Annotated in this window: 14 protein-coding genes; 3 read left to right on the top strand and 11 right to left on the bottom strand. The window is 68.3% G+C overall.

Annotated elements, in window-relative coordinates:
* Nucleotides 1-63: 63 nt before the first annotated feature.
* The 7 genes from hflX to A5892_RS07950 all read right to left on the bottom strand — a co-directional run bounded on the left by hflX (nucleotide 64) and on the right by A5892_RS07950 (nucleotide 8,524).
* Nucleotides 64-1,371, bottom strand: a complete 1,308-nt coding sequence (gene hflX / locus A5892_RS07980; protein WP_064122360.1) for a ribosome rescue GTPase HflX — start codon at nucleotides 1,369-1,371, stop codon at nucleotides 64-66.
* Nucleotides 1,372-1,388: 17 nt separating this feature from the next.
* Nucleotides 1,389-1,640 (bottom strand): RNA chaperone Hfq, encoded by a 252-nt coding sequence (gene hfq / locus A5892_RS07975; protein ID WP_064122359.1) that lies wholly within the window; start codon nucleotides 1,638-1,640, stop codon nucleotides 1,389-1,391.
* Nucleotides 1,641-1,886: 246 nt separating this feature from the next.
* On the bottom strand, nucleotides 1,887-2,849 hold the full coding sequence (gene miaA, locus A5892_RS07970) for a tRNA (adenosine(37)-N6)-dimethylallyltransferase MiaA (RefSeq protein ID WP_223302826.1): 963 nt from the start codon (nucleotides 2,847-2,849) through the stop codon (nucleotides 1,887-1,889).
* 104 nt (nucleotides 2,850-2,953) lie between these two features.
* Nucleotides 2,954-4,951 carry a DNA mismatch repair endonuclease MutL gene (gene mutL / locus A5892_RS07965; RefSeq protein WP_064122357.1) on the bottom strand — a complete coding sequence of 666 codons (1,998 nt, stop codon included), beginning with the start codon at nucleotides 4,949-4,951 and terminating at the stop codon, nucleotides 2,954-2,956.
* A 13-nt stretch (nucleotides 4,952-4,964) separates the two neighbouring features.
* Nucleotides 4,965-6,476 (bottom strand): N-acetylmuramoyl-L-alanine amidase, encoded by a 1,512-nt coding sequence (locus A5892_RS07960; protein ID WP_223302825.1) that lies wholly within the window; start codon nucleotides 6,474-6,476, stop codon nucleotides 4,965-4,967.
* Nucleotides 6,473-6,976, bottom strand: a complete 504-nt coding sequence (gene tsaE / locus A5892_RS07955) for a tRNA (adenosine(37)-N6)-threonylcarbamoyltransferase complex ATPase subunit type 1 TsaE (protein ID WP_064122356.1) — start codon at nucleotides 6,974-6,976, stop codon at nucleotides 6,473-6,475. The genes A5892_RS07960 and tsaE overlap by 4 nt, the downstream gene beginning before the upstream one ends.
* A gap of 18 nt (nucleotides 6,977-6,994) precedes the next feature.
* Nucleotides 6,995-8,524 (bottom strand): bifunctional ADP-dependent NAD(P)H-hydrate dehydratase/NAD(P)H-hydrate epimerase, encoded by a 1,530-nt coding sequence (locus A5892_RS07950; RefSeq protein ID WP_064122355.1) that lies wholly within the window; start codon nucleotides 8,522-8,524, stop codon nucleotides 6,995-6,997.
* A 128-nt stretch (nucleotides 8,525-8,652) separates the two neighbouring features.
* Here A5892_RS07950 and queG point away from each other — a divergent pair, with 128 nt between their 5' ends.
* Nucleotides 8,653-9,753: a tRNA epoxyqueuosine(34) reductase QueG gene (gene queG, locus A5892_RS07945; protein ID WP_064122354.1), complete on the top strand. Its 1,101-nt coding sequence runs from the start codon at nucleotides 8,653-8,655 to the stop codon at nucleotides 9,751-9,753.
* Between the two features lie 559 nt (nucleotides 9,754-10,312).
* Here queG and cobF read toward each other — a convergent pair.
* The 4 genes from cobF to A5892_RS07925 are packed head-to-tail and all read right to left on the bottom strand — an operon-like array spanning nucleotide 10,313 to nucleotide 13,933.
* Nucleotides 10,313-11,062, bottom strand: coding sequence for a precorrin-6A synthase (deacetylating) (cobF, locus tag A5892_RS07940; RefSeq protein ID WP_064122353.1), 750 nt, complete (start codon nucleotides 11,060-11,062; stop codon nucleotides 10,313-10,315).
* Nucleotides 11,044-11,853, bottom strand: coding sequence for an ABC transporter ATP-binding protein (locus A5892_RS07935; protein WP_064122352.1), 810 nt, complete (start codon nucleotides 11,851-11,853; stop codon nucleotides 11,044-11,046). Before A5892_RS07935 ends, cobF begins: the two co-directional genes overlap by 19 nt.
* Nucleotides 11,850-12,890: a FecCD family ABC transporter permease gene (locus A5892_RS07930; RefSeq protein ID WP_082890332.1), complete on the bottom strand. Its 1,041-nt coding sequence runs from the start codon at nucleotides 12,888-12,890 to the stop codon at nucleotides 11,850-11,852. The genes A5892_RS07935 and A5892_RS07930 overlap by 4 nt, the downstream gene beginning before the upstream one ends.
* A complete protein-coding gene (locus tag A5892_RS07925) occupies nucleotides 12,887-13,933 on the bottom strand; it encodes an ABC transporter substrate-binding protein (RefSeq protein WP_064122351.1) in 1,047 nt (348 codons plus the stop codon). The genes A5892_RS07930 and A5892_RS07925 overlap by 4 nt, the downstream gene beginning before the upstream one ends.
* A gap of 300 nt (nucleotides 13,934-14,233) precedes the next feature.
* Here A5892_RS07925 and A5892_RS07920 point away from each other — a divergent pair, with 300 nt between their 5' ends.
* Together A5892_RS07920 and A5892_RS07915 are read left to right on the top strand one after the other, a co-directional pair.
* A complete protein-coding gene (locus A5892_RS07920) occupies nucleotides 14,234-14,665 on the top strand; it encodes a DUF2946 family protein (protein WP_064122350.1) in 432 nt (143 codons plus the stop codon).
* Nucleotides 14,666-14,748: 83 nt separating this feature from the next.
* Nucleotides 14,749-16,107 (top strand): PepSY-associated TM helix domain-containing protein, encoded by a 1,359-nt coding sequence (locus tag A5892_RS07915; protein ID WP_064122349.1) that lies wholly within the window; start codon nucleotides 14,749-14,751, stop codon nucleotides 16,105-16,107.
* Nucleotides 16,108-16,134: the final 27 nt, after the last annotated feature.

Genomic DNA, 16,134 nt, shown 5'->3' with positions numbered 1-16,134 from the left:
CGCCTCGGCTCCACACTAGGGCCAAAATGGCCAAGCGTGAAGAGTGTGACCGAAATCTTCGCCTCAATAATCGGAGGCGAAGGCCTCGGCCGGCAGGTAGTCCCGGGGATTCTCCTCACCGCGCGAGAGCAGCTGGAGGAAGTCGCGCTGCGGCAGGCGAATATCGAGACAGGCATACCCCTGCTCGTCGTAGTGCTCCTCACGCACCGCCCCGAGTTCGTGCAGCTGCGCACGCAGCCAGCCCTTGTGCGGCGCCAGTCTGAGCGAAAGCTCGACCAGATCCACCGCGAGCAGCTCGGAGAGCGCCTGGTGAAACAGTTCGAACCCCTGGGCGTCACGCGCCGAGAGCCAGACCGTATGCGGCCGGCCCTGGGCATCGCGTTCGAGCCTGGGCTGGCTGCCAAGCAGGTCGATCTTGTTCATCACCAGCAATCGCGGCACGTCCTGCGCACCGATCTCCTCCAATACCGCATCGACCTGGGCGATGTTGGCCTCGCGATCGGGGTCTGCCGCATCGATCACGTGGATCAGCAGATCGGCCTCGGCGGCCTCCTCGAGCGTCGCCTTGAACGCCTGCACCAGCTTGTGCGGCAGATGGCGGATGAAGCCTACGGTATCGGCCAGCACCACCGGACCCACATCGGCGACTTCGAGCCGGCGCAGGGTCGGGTCGAGGGTGGCGAAGAGCTGGTCGGCGGCGTAGACGTCGGAGGAGGTCAGGGCGTTGAATAGCGTCGACTTGCCGGCGTTGGTGTACCCCACCAGCGAGGTCGAGGGGATCTCGGCCCGGTCGCGGGCGCGCCGGTTCTGGCTACGCTGGCTGCGCACCTTCTCGAGGCGCTTGTTGATCTGGCGGATCCGCGCGCGCAAAAGGCGCCGGTCGGTCTCGAGCTGGGTCTCGCCAGGGCCGCGCAGGCCGATACCGCCCTTCTGGCGCTCGAGGTGGGTCCAGCCACGCACCAGGCGGGTGGACATGTACTCGAGCTGGGCGAGCTCGACCTGCAGCTTGCCCTCGTGGGTCCGCGCGCGCTGGGCGAAGATGTCGAGAATCAGCCCGGTGCGATCGAGCACCCGGCACTTGAGTTCCTTCTCGAGATTGCGCTCCTGGGAGGGCTTCAAGGCGTGGTTGAAGATCACCAGCTCAGCCTCGTGGGCCCGGAGGGCTTCGCGCACCTCTTCGAGCTTGCCCTCGCCGATGAACATGCGGGCTTCCGGGTAGCGACGGCTACCTTCGATCAGCGCGGCGGGAATAGCGCCTGCGGAGCGCGCCAGCTCGAGCAGTTCCATGGGGTCCTCGGGCTCTCGGCCATCCTGGAACTCGATATGCACCAGGATGGCCGTTTCACCCGAATCGGGACGTTCGAAGAACAATCAGCGCCTCGTCGTCATCATTGGTCCTGACCGGAGGGAACGCTTGCGTCCGGGGCCGGCAGGCGCACGTTGCGGGACGGCACCACGGTGGAGATGGCATGTTTGTACACCATCTGGCTGACCGTGTTGCGCAGCAGGATCACGAACTGATCGAAGGATTCGATCTGGCCCTGCAGCTTGATACCGTTGACCAGGAAGATGGAAACCGGAATCCGCTCCTTGCGGAGGATGTTCAGGTAGGGATCTTGTAGTGACTGTCCTTTGGACATGTTGCTCTCCGAAAAAAAGATGCCGCGTTTTTGGGGTCTTGTGGTCGATCTCACGGCACGACGCGCCACCCTCCGTACCCGCGCGCCCACCAACACCATGGATGGGCCACACAGGGGTACGTCACCGGGACGCTCGCCGAGCCCCAATTCGGCCCGAAGCCGGTGCCCTGGGTACGGGTAGAAACCACCCGTACTCGAACGTTTGAACGCTAAATGTCGGCTTCGTTCGCGGACGACCAGTCTACGCTAAGTGCCGTCACCTCGCACAATTTTCAAGAGCGCCGCAACGATGTCGTCGCGCGGGACCTCGACCGTGTGAAGCTCAGGCCAGCTGCGCAACCAGGTCAGCTGGCGCTTGGCCAACTGGCGGGTCGCAATGATCCCCTGGGCACGCATCGTCGCCCAATCGCACTTCCCATCCAGGTACCGCCAGAGCTGGCGATAGCCGACGCTCCTCATCGATGGCATCGCCGCGGAAAGATCGCCGCGCGCGCGCAGCGCCGCCACCTCCTCGACCAGCCCGGCGGCGAGCATCGCATCGAAACGCGCCTCGATCCGAGCGTGCAAGGCGGCACGCTCGCCGGGTACCAGGGCGAGTTGAAGCACCCGCCACGGCAGCGGCTCGAAGCGCTGCGCCCGCCAGTGCTCGGTGAGCGAGCGCCCGGTCTGGCGCTGCACTTCGAGCGCACGCAGCAGTCGCTGAGGATCATTGGGATGGATGCGCGCAGCCGACTGCGGATCGAGCGCAGCGAGTTCGCGGTGCAGCTCGGCGAGGCCGCGGCTCTGGGCTTCGGCCTCGAGCGCGGCGCGAAGCGCTGGATCGCTGGGCGGCAGCCCGCCGTTGCCCTCCAGCAGGGTCTTGAAGTAGAGCATGGTGCCACCGACCAGCAGCGGTATCCGGCCACGGGCGGTGATCGCCGCCATCTCCACCAGCGCGTCGCGGCGAAAATCGGCCGCCGAGTAGGTTTGCGCCGGGTCGAGGATGTCGATCAGCCGATGAGGCGCTCGGGCGAGCTCCTGCGCGCTCGGCTTGGCGGTACCGATGTCCATCTGGCGATAGATCATCGCCGAGTCGACGCTGATCAGCTCGCAGCCGAGCCGTTCGTGCAGCGCGATCGCGGCGTCGGTCTTGCCTGCGGCGGTCGGGCCCATGAGGAAGATCGCCAACGGTCGCGGGTCTTGGCGGTGGCAAGGCATCCGGTCGTCCATCGAAGCTCTGTCGAAACGCGACCGCACCCGCGGATGGCGGGCGCGGCGTCAGGGCCCGGCAGTCTAGCCGAAGCCAGCGTGGGTTGACACCTCGAAGGGCGCGGCTACTGCCCGCGCAGGAACAACCGATCCAGGTCGCGCATGCCGAGCTCGGTCCAGGTCGGGCGACCGTGGTTGCACTGACCGCTGCGCTCGGTGATCTCCATGTCGCGCAGCAGCGCATTCATCTCCTCGAGGGTCAGCCTGCGATTGGCGCGCACGCTGCCGTGGCAGGCCATGGTCGAGAGGATCTCGTCGATCCGACCGCGCAGCAGGTCGCTGCGCCCATAGCGCGACAGCTCGGCGAGCATTTCGCGAATCAAAGGCTCGACGTTCTCCTGCCCCTGGCGCTTGATCAAAAGCGTCGGGATCTGGCGTACCAACAGGGTCTCGGGGCCGGCGGCGTCGAGCTCGACGCCGAGCCGGGCGAAACCTTCGGCCTCCGCCAGCGCCAGCTCGACCTCGGCCTCGGAGAGGGCGATCGAGACCGGCACCAGTAGCGGCTGGGCCTCGACCCGGCCGGCCTCGAACTGGCGCTTCAAACGCTCGTAGGTGATCCGCTCATGGGCCGCGTGCATATCGACCACCACCATGCCCCGGGCGCTCTGGGCCAGGATGTAGACACCATGGAGCTGCGCGACGGCGTAGCCCAGCGGTGGCACCTCGGGCGCCTCGCCCTCGGCTCGATCGAGGCTCGGCGCGGAGGTTTGATCATCGCGCCCATGGGATGCGAGCAGCGCGGCTTCCTGATCGCGCGGGTGAAGCGCCCGGTAGCCGTCGAGGAAGGCGCGCACCCGATCGCCGCTGGGCCGCTCGAGCCCCCCCTCCCTCGCCCCGCCGCCGCCCGGATAGTCGGGGCGACGCTCGCCGAGCGAGATCGACTGCTGGCGCCAGGCCGGCGGCTCATCAGCCTTACCGGCCGCAGCGTCGAGCAGCTCGCCGGTCAGCGGGTCGATCCGCGCTTCCTGCCCTGCCTCTTCCCCCTGCTCAGCTGCCGCCCCGGCCGCCGCGCCCGCACGGGTATCGGCCAGCGCACGGTGCAGGCTGGAGAAAAGAAAGTCGTGGACCAGCCGGGAATCACGAAAACGCACTTCGTGCTTGGTCGGGTGGACGTTGACGTCGACCACCTTGGGGTCGAGCTCGAGATAGAGCACGAACACTGGCTGACGCCCGTGAAACAGCACGTCACGGTAGGCCTGGCGCACCGCGTGGGCGACCAGCCGGTCGCGGATCACCCGGCCATTGACAAAGAAGTACTGCTGGTCGGCCTGGGCGCGGGTGTGGGTCGGCAGCCCCACCCATCCCCACAGCCTGAGTCCGGTGGCCTCGACTTCGACATCCAGCGCATTGGCGACGAACTCCTGGCCGAGCAGCGCGGCGACCCGGGCACGGCGCTCGGTGAGGCTCGCGGCGGGACGCAGCTGGTGGATGCCCTTCTGGTTGTGGCGCAGGACCCAGCCGATGTCGTAGCGCGATAGCGCCAGGCGTCGGAAGGCCTCCTCGAGATGGCCATACTCGGTCTTCTCGGTACGCAGAAACTTGCGCCGCGCAGGCGTGTTGAAAAACAGATCGCGCACCGCCACCGAGGTACCGCGCGGATGCGGCGCGGGACTGACCCTCGACGCCATGTCGCGCCCTTCGGCGACCACCCGCCAGCCGTTCGCCGGTTCATCGGTGACGTTGGAGAACAGCTCCAGCCGCGCGACCGAGCCAATCGACGCCAGCGCCTCGCCGCGAAAGCCAAGGCTCGCCACCCCTTCGAGCTCATCGAGGGTCGCGATCTTGCTGGTCGCATGGCGCGAGAGCGCGAGCGGCAGGTCCTCGGCGTCGATCCCGCTGCCGTCGTCACGCACCCGGATCAGCTTGGCGCCCCCCGCCTCGAGCTCGATCTCGATCCGCCGGGAGCCCGCGTCGATCGCATTCTCGACCAGCTCCTTGAGCACGGAAGCGGGACGCTCGACCACTTCGCCGGCGGCGATCTGGTTCGCCAGCCGCGGCGACAGGACCTGGATGCGCCGGCGAGTCTCGGCCGCCGTTCGCTCGCTCGATGTCGCGTCGCTCATGCGGGCCTCCGATTCAAGGTATGTGCAGCACTTGTCCTGCGCGGACGACGTCCGTCTCGAGCGCGTTGGCGCGCTTGAGCTCGACCATCGTCACGCCCTGTCGCTGGGCGATCGAGGACAGCGTATCGCCGCTGCGCACCCGGTACTGGCCGCTGGCGAGCCCGCCACCGCGTATCTGCTGGGCGAGATAGGTGGAGGGCGGCGGATGCTGCTGGAAATAGGTATTGATGCCGCCGAAGATCGCCCCGGCGAGCTGGTCCTGGTGCGCGCCGGTGCCCAGCAGCGCCTCCTCGGCCGGGGTCGAAATGAAGCCGGTCTCGACCAGCAGCGAAGGGATGTCGGGCGATTTCAGCACCACGAAGCCAGCCTGCTCGACCTGCGATTTGTGCAGCCGGTTGAAACGTCCGAGCTGACTGAGCAGGTGGGTTCCGGCGCTGAGCGAGGCGTTGACCGTCGCCGTCATGCTCAGGTCGAGCAGCACCCCTCGCAGCATCTCGTCTTTGTCATTGAGGCTGAGATCACCGTCGACCCCACCGATCAGATCGGCGCTGTTCTCCGACTGGGCCAGCCAGCGGGCCGCCTCGGAGGTCGCCCCGTGCTGGGAGAGCGCGTAGACCGAAGAGCCCCGCGGCGTGCGCGACTTGGCCGCATCGGCGTGGATCGAGACGAAGAAGTCCGCGTGGTTGCGTCGAGCGATCTCGGTGCGTCCGCGCAGGGGGATGAACTCATCGCCGTCACGGGTCAGCTTGGCGGTGAAGCCGGGCGCGGCGTCGAAGCGCGCCTTCAGCCGGCGGGCGATCGCCAGCACCACATCCTTCTCACGGGTGCCATTGGCACCGATCGCCCCTGGATCCTTGCCGCCGTGACCTGGATCGATCACCACCACGATATCGCGCCCACGCCCTTGGTTGGCGGTAGGGCTGGTGGCTTCGGCGATCTGCGGCGAAGGCGGCGGGCTCGCCGCCTGGCGGCGCGCATTGGCTTCCTGCTGGCTGATGATCGCCGCGATCGGATCGCGCTGTGCCTCGTCGGCATCGGTGACCCCGATCTGCTGGCGCGCCGCGGCGAGCACGGCATCGTCACCGTTGTTGCCCTGGCCCTGCTGGAGATCGACCACCAGCCGGCTGCCGGTGGCCCCGGCCGCGGGACCGAGCGGAAACTGGCTGTAGACCACCGGCCGGGCGAGATCGATCACCACGCGCAGGTCGTGGCCCTCGCGCACGCCCCAGCGCACCGATTCGAACAATGGCTCGTTGCCCGCGGCGGAGGCGATGTCGCCAACCACCCTGGTGTTCTTGAAATCGACCACCAGGCGCATTGGGTCATCGAGCGTGAAGACCTGATAGTCGACGTCGTCGTCGAGATCGAACACCACCCGGGTGGTGCCATCCTGGCTCCAGGTGCGGATATTGCCGAGCTCGGCCGCCTGGGCCGGTTGGAAGCACTGGACCAGCACGCAAAACAGCAGAGCGAGCAGCATGAACCCGCGATGCAGGCTCGGATGAGAAAACACCAATGACTTCACTCTGCCTCCGAAGAACTGCGCTCTAATCTACCCAAGGCGGCTTCTCCATGATCGCTGGCAGCGGTGAGGGTAGCCTCGCGTCCGCTGGCGATCACTTTCAGTTCCACCACCAGATCGGCCGGCGGTAACCAGCCCGCACCGCGCGAAGGCCACTCGATCAGGTTCAAGGCATCGGCTTCGAACAGCTCCCGGGCGCCGATGAATTCGAGCTCCTCGGGGTCGCCGAGACGATAGAGATCGAAATGATTGACCCGTGCCTCACCGATCACATAAGGCTCGATCAAGGTATAGGTCGGGCTTTTCACCGCACCGCGGTGACCGAGGCCGCGCAGCACGCCGCGCGCAAGCGTGGTCTTGCCGGCACCGAGCTCGCCGATCAGGAACACGCAGCCCCGATGGTCGAGACAGCGGCCGAGCCGGACGCCGAGCTCGACCTGGGCGGCCTCGTCGGCGAGCAGCTCGACTCGCTGGCGAATGGTGGGGCAAGAACGGCGCGGCATGCTGACTCTCGTGAAGATTCAAGGGTTGACCCTACGTCGCGCAAAGGATGCCAGATCACCGGCGAGGAGACCACGTTCCCCGCCAACACGCGCGGCCTCGTCGGCCGCCAGGGCATGCACCAGCACGCCGACGCAGGCGGCATCGAAGGGCGCAAGGCCCTGCACCAAGAGTCCCGCGATCATCCCACCGAGGACGTCGCCCATGCCACCGCTCGCCATCCCGGGGTTGCCATAGGGGCAGAGCGCGACGTCGGTTTCGTTCTCTCCCGCCACCACCAGGGTACCGTTGCCCTTGAGCACGATCACCCCGCCGCGACGGCGCCACAGCTCACGCGCGGCGGCGAGCCGGTCGGCCTGCACCTGGGACGCCTTGCAGCCGAGCATCATCGCCGCCTCGCCGGGATGCGGGGTCAGCACCCAATCGTCGCGCCTGAGCCCGGCATAGCGCGATTCGAGCAGGTGCAGCGCATCGGCATCGATCACCCGCGGCCCAGGGCGCTCCAGCACCTTATCGAAAAGCCCCTGGCCCCAGGCACCCTGGCCGAGCCCCGGCCCGATCGCCACCGCATCCGCAGCCTCGAGCAGATCGCCGATCTCGAGCCCGCTGCGCACCCCGCGCACCATCAGTTCGGGTCGCCGCGCCAAAGCGGCGGCGAGGTGGCAGGCATCGGTGGCGAGGCTGATCAGCCCGGCGCCAACCCGCGCCGCCGCCTCGCTGACCATGATCGTCGAACCACCGTACCCAGGGCGCCCGCCGACCACCAGCAGGTGCCCGGTATGCCCCTTGTGGCTGCTCGGCAGCCGCGGCGGCAGGTAGCCGGCGAGCATCGCCGGCTCGAGCAGCCGGCCCAGCGCCTCGCCGGAGGCGAGCAGCCGTGGGTCCAGGCCCAGGTCGTCGAAAAAGCGCTCTCCGACGTAGTCGGCGGCGAGGCCGGTATAGAGCCCGAACTTGCGCGCGATGAAGCTCAGCGTCAGCGTTGCCGACACTGCCTGCTCGGCCATCCCGGTATCGGCGTCGACCCCGCTCGGCAGATCGATCGCCAGTACTGGCGCGGGGTCCTGGTTGATCGCCTCGACCGCACGCAGATAGGCGCCGCGCGGCGCGCCTTTGGCACCGGTGCCGAGCAGCGCGTCGACCAGCAGGTCGGCATCGAACGGCTGATCGAGCCCGGCCTCGCCATCGACGATCGCAACCCCTGCCTCGCGGGCCATCGCGACCGCCTCGGCGGCCTCGCCCGCCAGCGTCTCGGGCGACTTGAACGCCAGCACCTCGACCATCAGTCCTGCCCGGCTGGCCAACGCGGCGACGACATATCCATCCCCACCGTTGTTGCCGCCGCCGCAGAACACCCTGATCCGCCGCGCCTTGGGCCAGCGCTGCCGGATCAGCGCGAAAGCGGCGGCGCCCGCGCGCCGCATCAGCTCGAACCCCGAGATCCCCGCCGCGATCGCCTCACGATCCAGCGCCCGGGTCTGGGCCGCGTCATGCAGGCGCGCCGGCACCTCGACTGCGGCAGTACGGCGGCGGGTATGCAGGGGAGTACTCATGTTCGCTCCTTGGAACTTCGCGGACAGGCTTCGTCGCACAGCTTAGGCCGCAGCGAGCGGCCTGGCTAATTCGCCGGTGCGTCGTCACTGATGCATAATAAGCGGTCACCCCAAGACACCGCACCGCCATGACGGATGATGCTCTGCGCCAGGAACCCGATCTCACTGCGCTCAAGGCCAAGCTGTTGGTCTGGGGCCGCGAGCTCGGCTTCCAGCAGCTGGGCGTCGCCGATGTCGAGCTCGGCGAGCACCGCGAGCACCTCGCCCGCTGGCTCGATGCCGGCATGCACGGCGAGATGGGCTACATGGCGGAGCACGGCGACAAGCGCTGGCGCCCCGACCAACTGGTACCCGGCACCCGCCGGGTGATCACCGCGCGGATGGACTACCTGCCACCCGAGGTCGAAACCACCAAACTGCTCGGCCAGCCGGACAAGGCTTATATCTCCCGCTACGCGCTCGGGCGCGACTATCACAAGCTGATACGCAAACGGCTGACGACGCTGGCGAAATGGCTCGAGGCCGAAATCGGCCCTTTCGGCTATCGCGCCTTCGTCGACTCAGCTCCCGTGCTCGAGCGCGCGCTGGCCCAGCGCAGCGGCCTCGGCTGGTTCGGCAAGAACTCGATGCTGCTCAGCCCCAAGGCGGGTTCGCTGTTCTTTCTCGGCGAGCTCTACACCGACCTGCCGCTGCCGGTCGACCCGCCGTTCGAACGCGAGCACTGCGGCAGCTGCGAGCGCTGCAAGAGCGCCTGCCCCACCGGCGCGATCGTCGACGACAAGGTGATCGACGCGCGGCGCTGCATTTCCTATCTCACCATCGAACTCAAAGGCGCGATCCCGCTCGAATTTCGCCGCGCGATCGGCAACCGGGTCTATGGCTGCGACGACTGCCAACTGGTCTGCCCGTTCACCCGCTTCACCCGCGCAAGCCCCGAACCCGACTTCGCCCCCCGCCACGCCCTCGATCGCGCCGAGCTGATCGAGCTGTTCGCCTGGAGCGAGGAGGAGTTCCTCGAGCGCACCGAAGGCAGCGCGATCCGCCGCATCGGCCACCAGCGCTGGCTGCGCAACATCGCGGTAGGGCTGGGCAACGCGCCCTGGTCACCGCGAGTGGTCGACGCGCTCGAAGCCCGCCGCAACGATCCAAGCGCGCTGGTTCGAGAGCATGTCGAATGGGCGCTCGCCGAGCAGCGACGCCGCGCCCCCACCCTGCTCGCCCACGGCTGAAGCGGAACCCGCCGGCAGCGAGTGGGCGGTGATTCGACTCGGGCCTCCACCGCCTTGCGCGAACTGGCCCAGGTCGGCGAAGGCCCGGCTCACCACGAACGGTGCGGAACCCAGCCTCGGCGAATGGGCGGTGGTTCGACTCGGGCCTCCACTGCCTTGCGCGGCCGAGCCCAGGTCGGCGAAGGCCCGGCTCACCACGAACGGATGCGGAACCCAGCCTCGGCGAATGGGCGGTGGTTCGACGCGGCTCGTTCCTCGCCGGCTCACCACGAACTTGCGCGAACTGGCTCGGGTCGGCGAAGGCCCGGCTCACCACGAGCGGATGCGGAACCCAGCCTCGGCGAATGGGCGGTGGTTCGACGCGGCTCGTTCCTCGCCGGCTCACCACGAACGGGGGGTGGATTGCCAAGCCGTGGCGCTACACCCCCACCCGTTCGTCCCGAGTGGAGCGAAGCGGAATCGAGGGACCAAGCCTCGGCGAATGGGCCGCGGTTCGACTCTCCTCTAAGTGATCCGAAGATCACTACTATCGAGATAACGGTATACGAAAAATCAGCGGCTATCGCCGCCGTAGCAGGTAGGTGTCCATCACCCACCCTTTGCGGGCACGCGCTGCGCTACGCAGCTCGACGATGCGTTCGCCGACCTCTTCGACCAGGCCTTCGATGAGGATCTCATCCTCGGTGCCGAGGTAGGCGCCCCAGAATATCTCCATTCCCGGCTCCGCCACTTGCAGGAAGGTGCAGTCGCCGTCGAGCATCACCAGCACCGCGTCGAGTCCGGGGGGAAATCCTTCGGCGAGCTTGCGCCCGGTGGTGATGTGGACCGGTTCGTTGATCCGGTTGAGGGGGATGCGGTGGCGCGCTGCGAGCGTTTGGATGCTGGAGATGCCGGGGATCACCTCGACCTCGAGCTGCATGCCTGCGCGCGCTTCGATCGTTTTGATCAGCCGCAGCGCGCTGTCGAACAGGGTCGGCTCGCCCCAGGCCAGCAGTGCCGCGCGCTGTCCGTCTTGGAGATGGCGGCGTAGTGCGTCCTCGAGCAGCTCGGCCCGGGCGGTATGCCATGCCTCGACGTTGGCGGCGTAGTCGCCTTCTCGGCGACGCGGTGGGTCGTCGAGGTGGAGGCGTTTGAGCCTGGGCGAGGCGAAGCGGTCGAGAATCGCTTCGCGCATCCGGGTCAGTTCGGCGGTTTCGGCACGTTTGTCGATCAGCACGACGAGATCGAGCCGACCCAGCGCTTCCACCGCCTGTAGGGTGAGATGGCGCGGGTCGCCGGCGCCGATGCCGATCAGGTCGAGGGCTCGCATGGCGGCTCCTGGTCAAGGCTCGAGGGTGTCAGCGGCAGATACTGGACGTGTGGGCGACGGTGCCGGGTGGAGCGAGACACCAGCGCGCGCACGCCGTAGACGCGTTCGATCAGTGCGGGCGTCAGCACCTCCTCGGGAGCGCCGAAGGCGACCAACCGTCCGCTGTCGAGCACTGCCAGGGTATCGCAGAACATCGCGGCCAGGTTGAGATCATGGATCGCCATCACGCAGGTCAGCGGGAGTCGGCGCACCAGTTCGAGCAGCTCGAGCTGGTGCTGGATATCGAGGTGATTGGTCGGTTCGTCGAGCAGCAGCTCGCTCGGCTGCTGGGCCAGCGCGCGGGCGATCTGCACTCGCTGGCGCTCGCCGCCCGACAGGGTGTGCCAGCGCCTTGCGCTCTTGTCGGCCAAGCCGACCTGGTCGAGTGCGCTGTCGACCGCGCGCTGATCATTCACGCTCCAGCCAGAGATCGCCGAGCGATGCGGGGTCCGCCCGAGCCGTACCGATTCGAGCACCGAGATGTCCGTGTCGGTGGTGGCATGCTGCTCGACCAGGGCGATGCGCCGAGCGACGTCGCGGCGGGAGCGCCGCGCGAGCGGTGCACCGTCGAGCAGCACTTCGCCCCGGGCGGGCCGGACCAGTCCGGCGAACAGCCGCAGCAGCGAGGATTTGCCCGAGCCATTGGGGCCGAGCAGTCCCATCAGCTCGCCGGGCGGCACCTGCAGCGATACCTGGTCCAGGATCAATCGGCCTCCGGCCCGCCAGTCCAGCCCATGCGCTTCGAGACTCATTGGCTCAGCCTCGATCGATAGAGGATCAAGGCGAAGGCCGGCGCACCGACCAGCGCGGTGACCACGCCGATCGGCAGTACCTGCTGGGGCACGATGATCCTCGAGACGATGTCGGCGAGCACCATGAAGTTGGCGCCGATCAGCGCCGAAGCCGGCAGCAGCCTGGAGTGCCCGGGGCCGACCAGAAAGCGCGCGGCGTGGGGGATCACCAGGCCGACGAACCCTACCGCGCCGACGATGCTGACCAGGGTCGCGGTGACCAGCGCGGTGATCGCGAACAGCACCAGCCGCACGCCGGCTACCGATATGCCAAGGGTCGCGGCGAGATCCTCGCCGAAGGCGAAAGCGTCGAGGGAGCGGGCGAACAGCAGGCAGGCCGCGAGCGCCACCCCGACCACCAGCGCGGCGAGCCAAACGTCGGGCCAGCGCACTCCACCGAGGCTGCCGAGCAGCCAGAACATCACGCTGCGCGCCTGCTCGGCGTTGGCCGAGGTGGAGACGATATAGGCGGTCAAGGCGTTGAACAGCTGGGCGCCGGCGACCCCGGCGAGAATCACCCGCGTCACCCCAGCGCGACCGCCGGCGGCGAGCAGCAGCACCAGCGAGAAGGCAAGCGCCGCGCCAAGGAAAGCGCCGAGCGAGACCCCGATCGCGCCACCGCCGATGCCGAGCAGCATGACCAGCACGGCGCCGGTCGAGGCTCCGGCCGAGATTCCAAGCACGTAAGGCTCGGCCAGGGCGTTGCGCAGCAGCGCCTGGAGGATCGCCCCGCACACCGAAAGCCCCGCGCCGCAGCAGGCCGCGACCAGCGCGCGGCTGACCCGGTACTCCCAGACGATGCCCTGCTGGATCCGATCGAGCGGATAGTCGGTGAGACCGAGCCCGTTGAGGATCGCCTTCAACGACACCGTGAACGGGATGCGCATCTCACCGATCGAGGCGGCGAGCACCACGGCAACCCCCAGCCCCAGCACCGCGACCAGGGCCAGCCCATAGCGCCAGGCCCAGCCAGCGTCGGCGGCGAACCGCTCGATCACCGCGCCACTCCAGCGCCGCCGAGCTGATCGGCGAGCATCTCGATACCGTCGACCACCCGGATGGAAGGATTGAGCGCCTGGGCATCCACCACCAGCACGCGGCCATCGCGCACCGCACGCAGCTCACGGGTCACCGGATCCCGCTGAAGAAAACCGCGCTTGATCTCAGCGTCGTCTGCGGGATAAAGCCTGCGGTCCATCCGCGCTACCACGATGACGTCAGGGTCGAGCGAGGCGATCCGCTCCCAGCTCACCGCCGGCCACTCCTCTTCGGTTTCGATCACGTTATCGAGCCCGAGGGTGCGGGAGATGTAACCCGGCACGCCGTTGCTGCCCGCCACCCAGGGGTCGCCCTCGAGCCTGGGACTGGAGAACCAGAACACCACCTTGAGCGGCTCGGGCGCGGCGCCGTCGAGGCGCTCGCGCGCCTGCGCGATGCGTGCCTTAAGCGCTGCGTTGAGCGCCTCGCCGTGCGGCCCGACGTCGAAGATCTCGGCCAGTTCACTGACCTCGCGCTCGACCAGCGCCATCTCGAATGGCTGCGAACGGCTGCCGTCGGCGTTGGAGTCCGCGGTCACTCCTTTGTTCTCGCAGTCCGACGGCGAGACGTAGGAAGGAATGCCGAGGCTTTCGAACTGCTCGGGCGTGGCGACTTCGCCGTTGGCACCGAGGTGATAGGTATACTGGGCGGTGACGATGTCGGGGCGCGTGCCAGCCACCGCCTCGAAGCTCGGCGCATTGTCGGCAAGCCGCGGCACCGCGGCGCCCTCAGCGGCGAGCGCAGGCGGCAGCGGCCCGAACCACACCCCGGTGCCGACGATTCGCGCGCCGAGCCCGAGGCCGAGCAGTATCTCGGTGCTCGCCTGGCCGATGCTCACCACCCGCTCGGGCGCCTGCTCGAAGACCAGGGTGCGGCCGCAGTTGTCGATACGCAGCGGATAGTCGGTGGCGGCCTGCCCCAGCGAGGGGGCGAGACTCGCCACGCTCAAGCACAGCGGTAGAAGCAGGCGTCGCGAAACGAGCGCCGCTGAAACGTAGGGCATGGGTTCTCCTGGGATGACGCGTCCCATTGGCAATGATGGAGGGGCGTGACTCGCGAGGTCTGGCTCTCGACAGGCATCGAATACAGTGGCGCGACCGCGCCGGGATCTCACCGGCTTCCCGCTAGGCACGATATCGGCATCGACCTTAAGGCAGTGCGGGGTCCGGCGCAATCGATACGCCCAAGCGCCGCTCAGGATGCCAAAAACGTTACTAAATAACAATTACGTGTAACACATAGGATTGACCCGAAGGCGGATTCGCCGCACCCTTGCGTTCCCATTCCTGCACCCTGTCCTTCGATGCGTCTCGATCGTCGCCGCCTCACCGCCTGGATCGCGCTCTGCGCCATGCTGCTGATCTCCATCGCGCCACTGGTCTCCCAGACGGTGGCGCTGGCGCAGCAGATGCCTGGGCGCTTCGAACCAGCGGCGATGGCGCACGACCACCCGCCCGCGCATCGCTCATCGCCCCCGCACTACGCCGAAGCGCAGCATCGCGATAACCCGGCCCCTCCGGCACAGGCGCCCCACGCCGCGCAGGACCATGCCAAGTGCGGCTATTGCCACCTGCTTCAGCTACCCAGCCTGCCCCCGAGTCCCCCAAGCCTTAACAAATTGGGGAGTCTCGACCGGCAGCTGCTCACCGCGCGCCCCGACCGTGGCTATCCAGGCAGCGCGCGCTCGATCCACGCCCCACCCCGCGCGCCCCCCGCCGCAGCTCGAGCCGCTTGAATCCGTCACCCGCCGCATCCCCCGAGGATGTCGGCGCCTCGCAATCCGTGCCCAGGATTGCGTCCACGCTCGAGGAACCGGCCATGCCCGCCTCCGCTGCCCCTCCGCGCGCCGATGCAAAGGCGCGTGGCGTTTGGATCGCACTGATCCACCGCCTGCACTTCTACATCGGCCTGCTGGTCGCCCCGTTCATCCTCACCGCCGCACTGAGCGGCGCACTCTATGCGCTGACGCCCTCGCTCGAGGCCTGGCTCTACGCCGACGCGCTGCGCGCGCCAACCAGCGGCGAACCACAGCCGCTCTCCGCCCAGCTCGAAGCCGCACGCGCGGCGATCGATGGCCGCCCCGCCCCCACCGCGATTCGCCCCGCGCCCCAACCGGGCACGACGACGCGCGTGATGTTCGCCGACCCGAAGCTCGGTGGCTCGATGCACCTCGCGGTGTTCGTCGACCCGGTCAGCCTCGAGCTGCGTGGGACGCTGCCCGTCTACGGCACCAGCGGCCTGCTGCCGCTGCGTACCTGGATCGATCACTTCCACCGCAGCCTGCACCTGGGCGAGTTCGGTCGCGCCTACAGCGAGCTGGCCGCCTCCTGGCTGTGGCTCTTGGCACTTGGCGGCGCCGCGCTATGGTGGCTCGGTCGTGGCGGCCAGCGTCGCGGCACCGCGCGTGGCCATGCCACCCTTGGGCTGGTACTGCTGGTCGGGCTTTCGTTTTTCTCCGCCACCGGATTGACCTGGTCGAAATGGGCGGGAGAGCGAATCTCCGAGCTGCGCAGCGCGCTGGACTGGGGTACCCCGAGCGTCTCGACCCAGCTCGACCCCGGCCGAATCGAACCGCGCCATGATCCCCACGCGGCGCATCATGGCGCGATGGACGAGCCGGCGACCACGGCGTTCGATCCCGCCCAGGCCGATCTGGTGCTCGCCGCGGCCCGCAGCGCCGGGCTCGGCGCGCAACGCATCGAGCTGCGCCCGTCGAACGACCAGGCCCGTGCCTGGACGGTGCGCGAGATCGACTACCAATGGCCGACCCAGGCAGACAGCGCGGCGATCGACCCACGCGACGGACGAGTGGTCGACCTGCTGCGCTTCGCCGACTTCCCACTCGCCGCCAAGCTGACCCGCTGGGGAGTGGATGCCCACATCGGTATGCTCTTCGGCCTGCCCAACCAACTGCTGCTGGCGGCGACGGCGCTGGGGCTCACGGTACTGATCATTTGGGGCTATCGACTGTGGTGGCGGCGGCGTCCGCGCCGGCTCGAGCCACTGTGGTACGCCATCGCCCGACTGCCTCGCCGGGCCTGGCCTGCGCTCGCGCTCGCCACGGCGCTGCTCGGCTGGGCGCTGCCGGTGCTCGGCGCAAGCCTCGCCCTACTGCTGGCGATCGACGGACTACGGCTGGCGCTGCGGCGCGTCGGGACCCGCCGCCAGATCGGGTGACGCCGAGGACGCACTGACCTACGCTAG

The organism is Halotalea alkalilenta (genome assembly GCF_001648175.1).
GTDB classification, from domain to species: domain Bacteria; phylum Pseudomonadota; class Gammaproteobacteria; order Pseudomonadales; family Halomonadaceae; genus Halotalea; species Halotalea alkalilenta_A.
The sequence above is the reverse complement of the archived record's forward strand: the minus strand, read 5'-3'. Positions and strand labels throughout refer to the sequence as shown.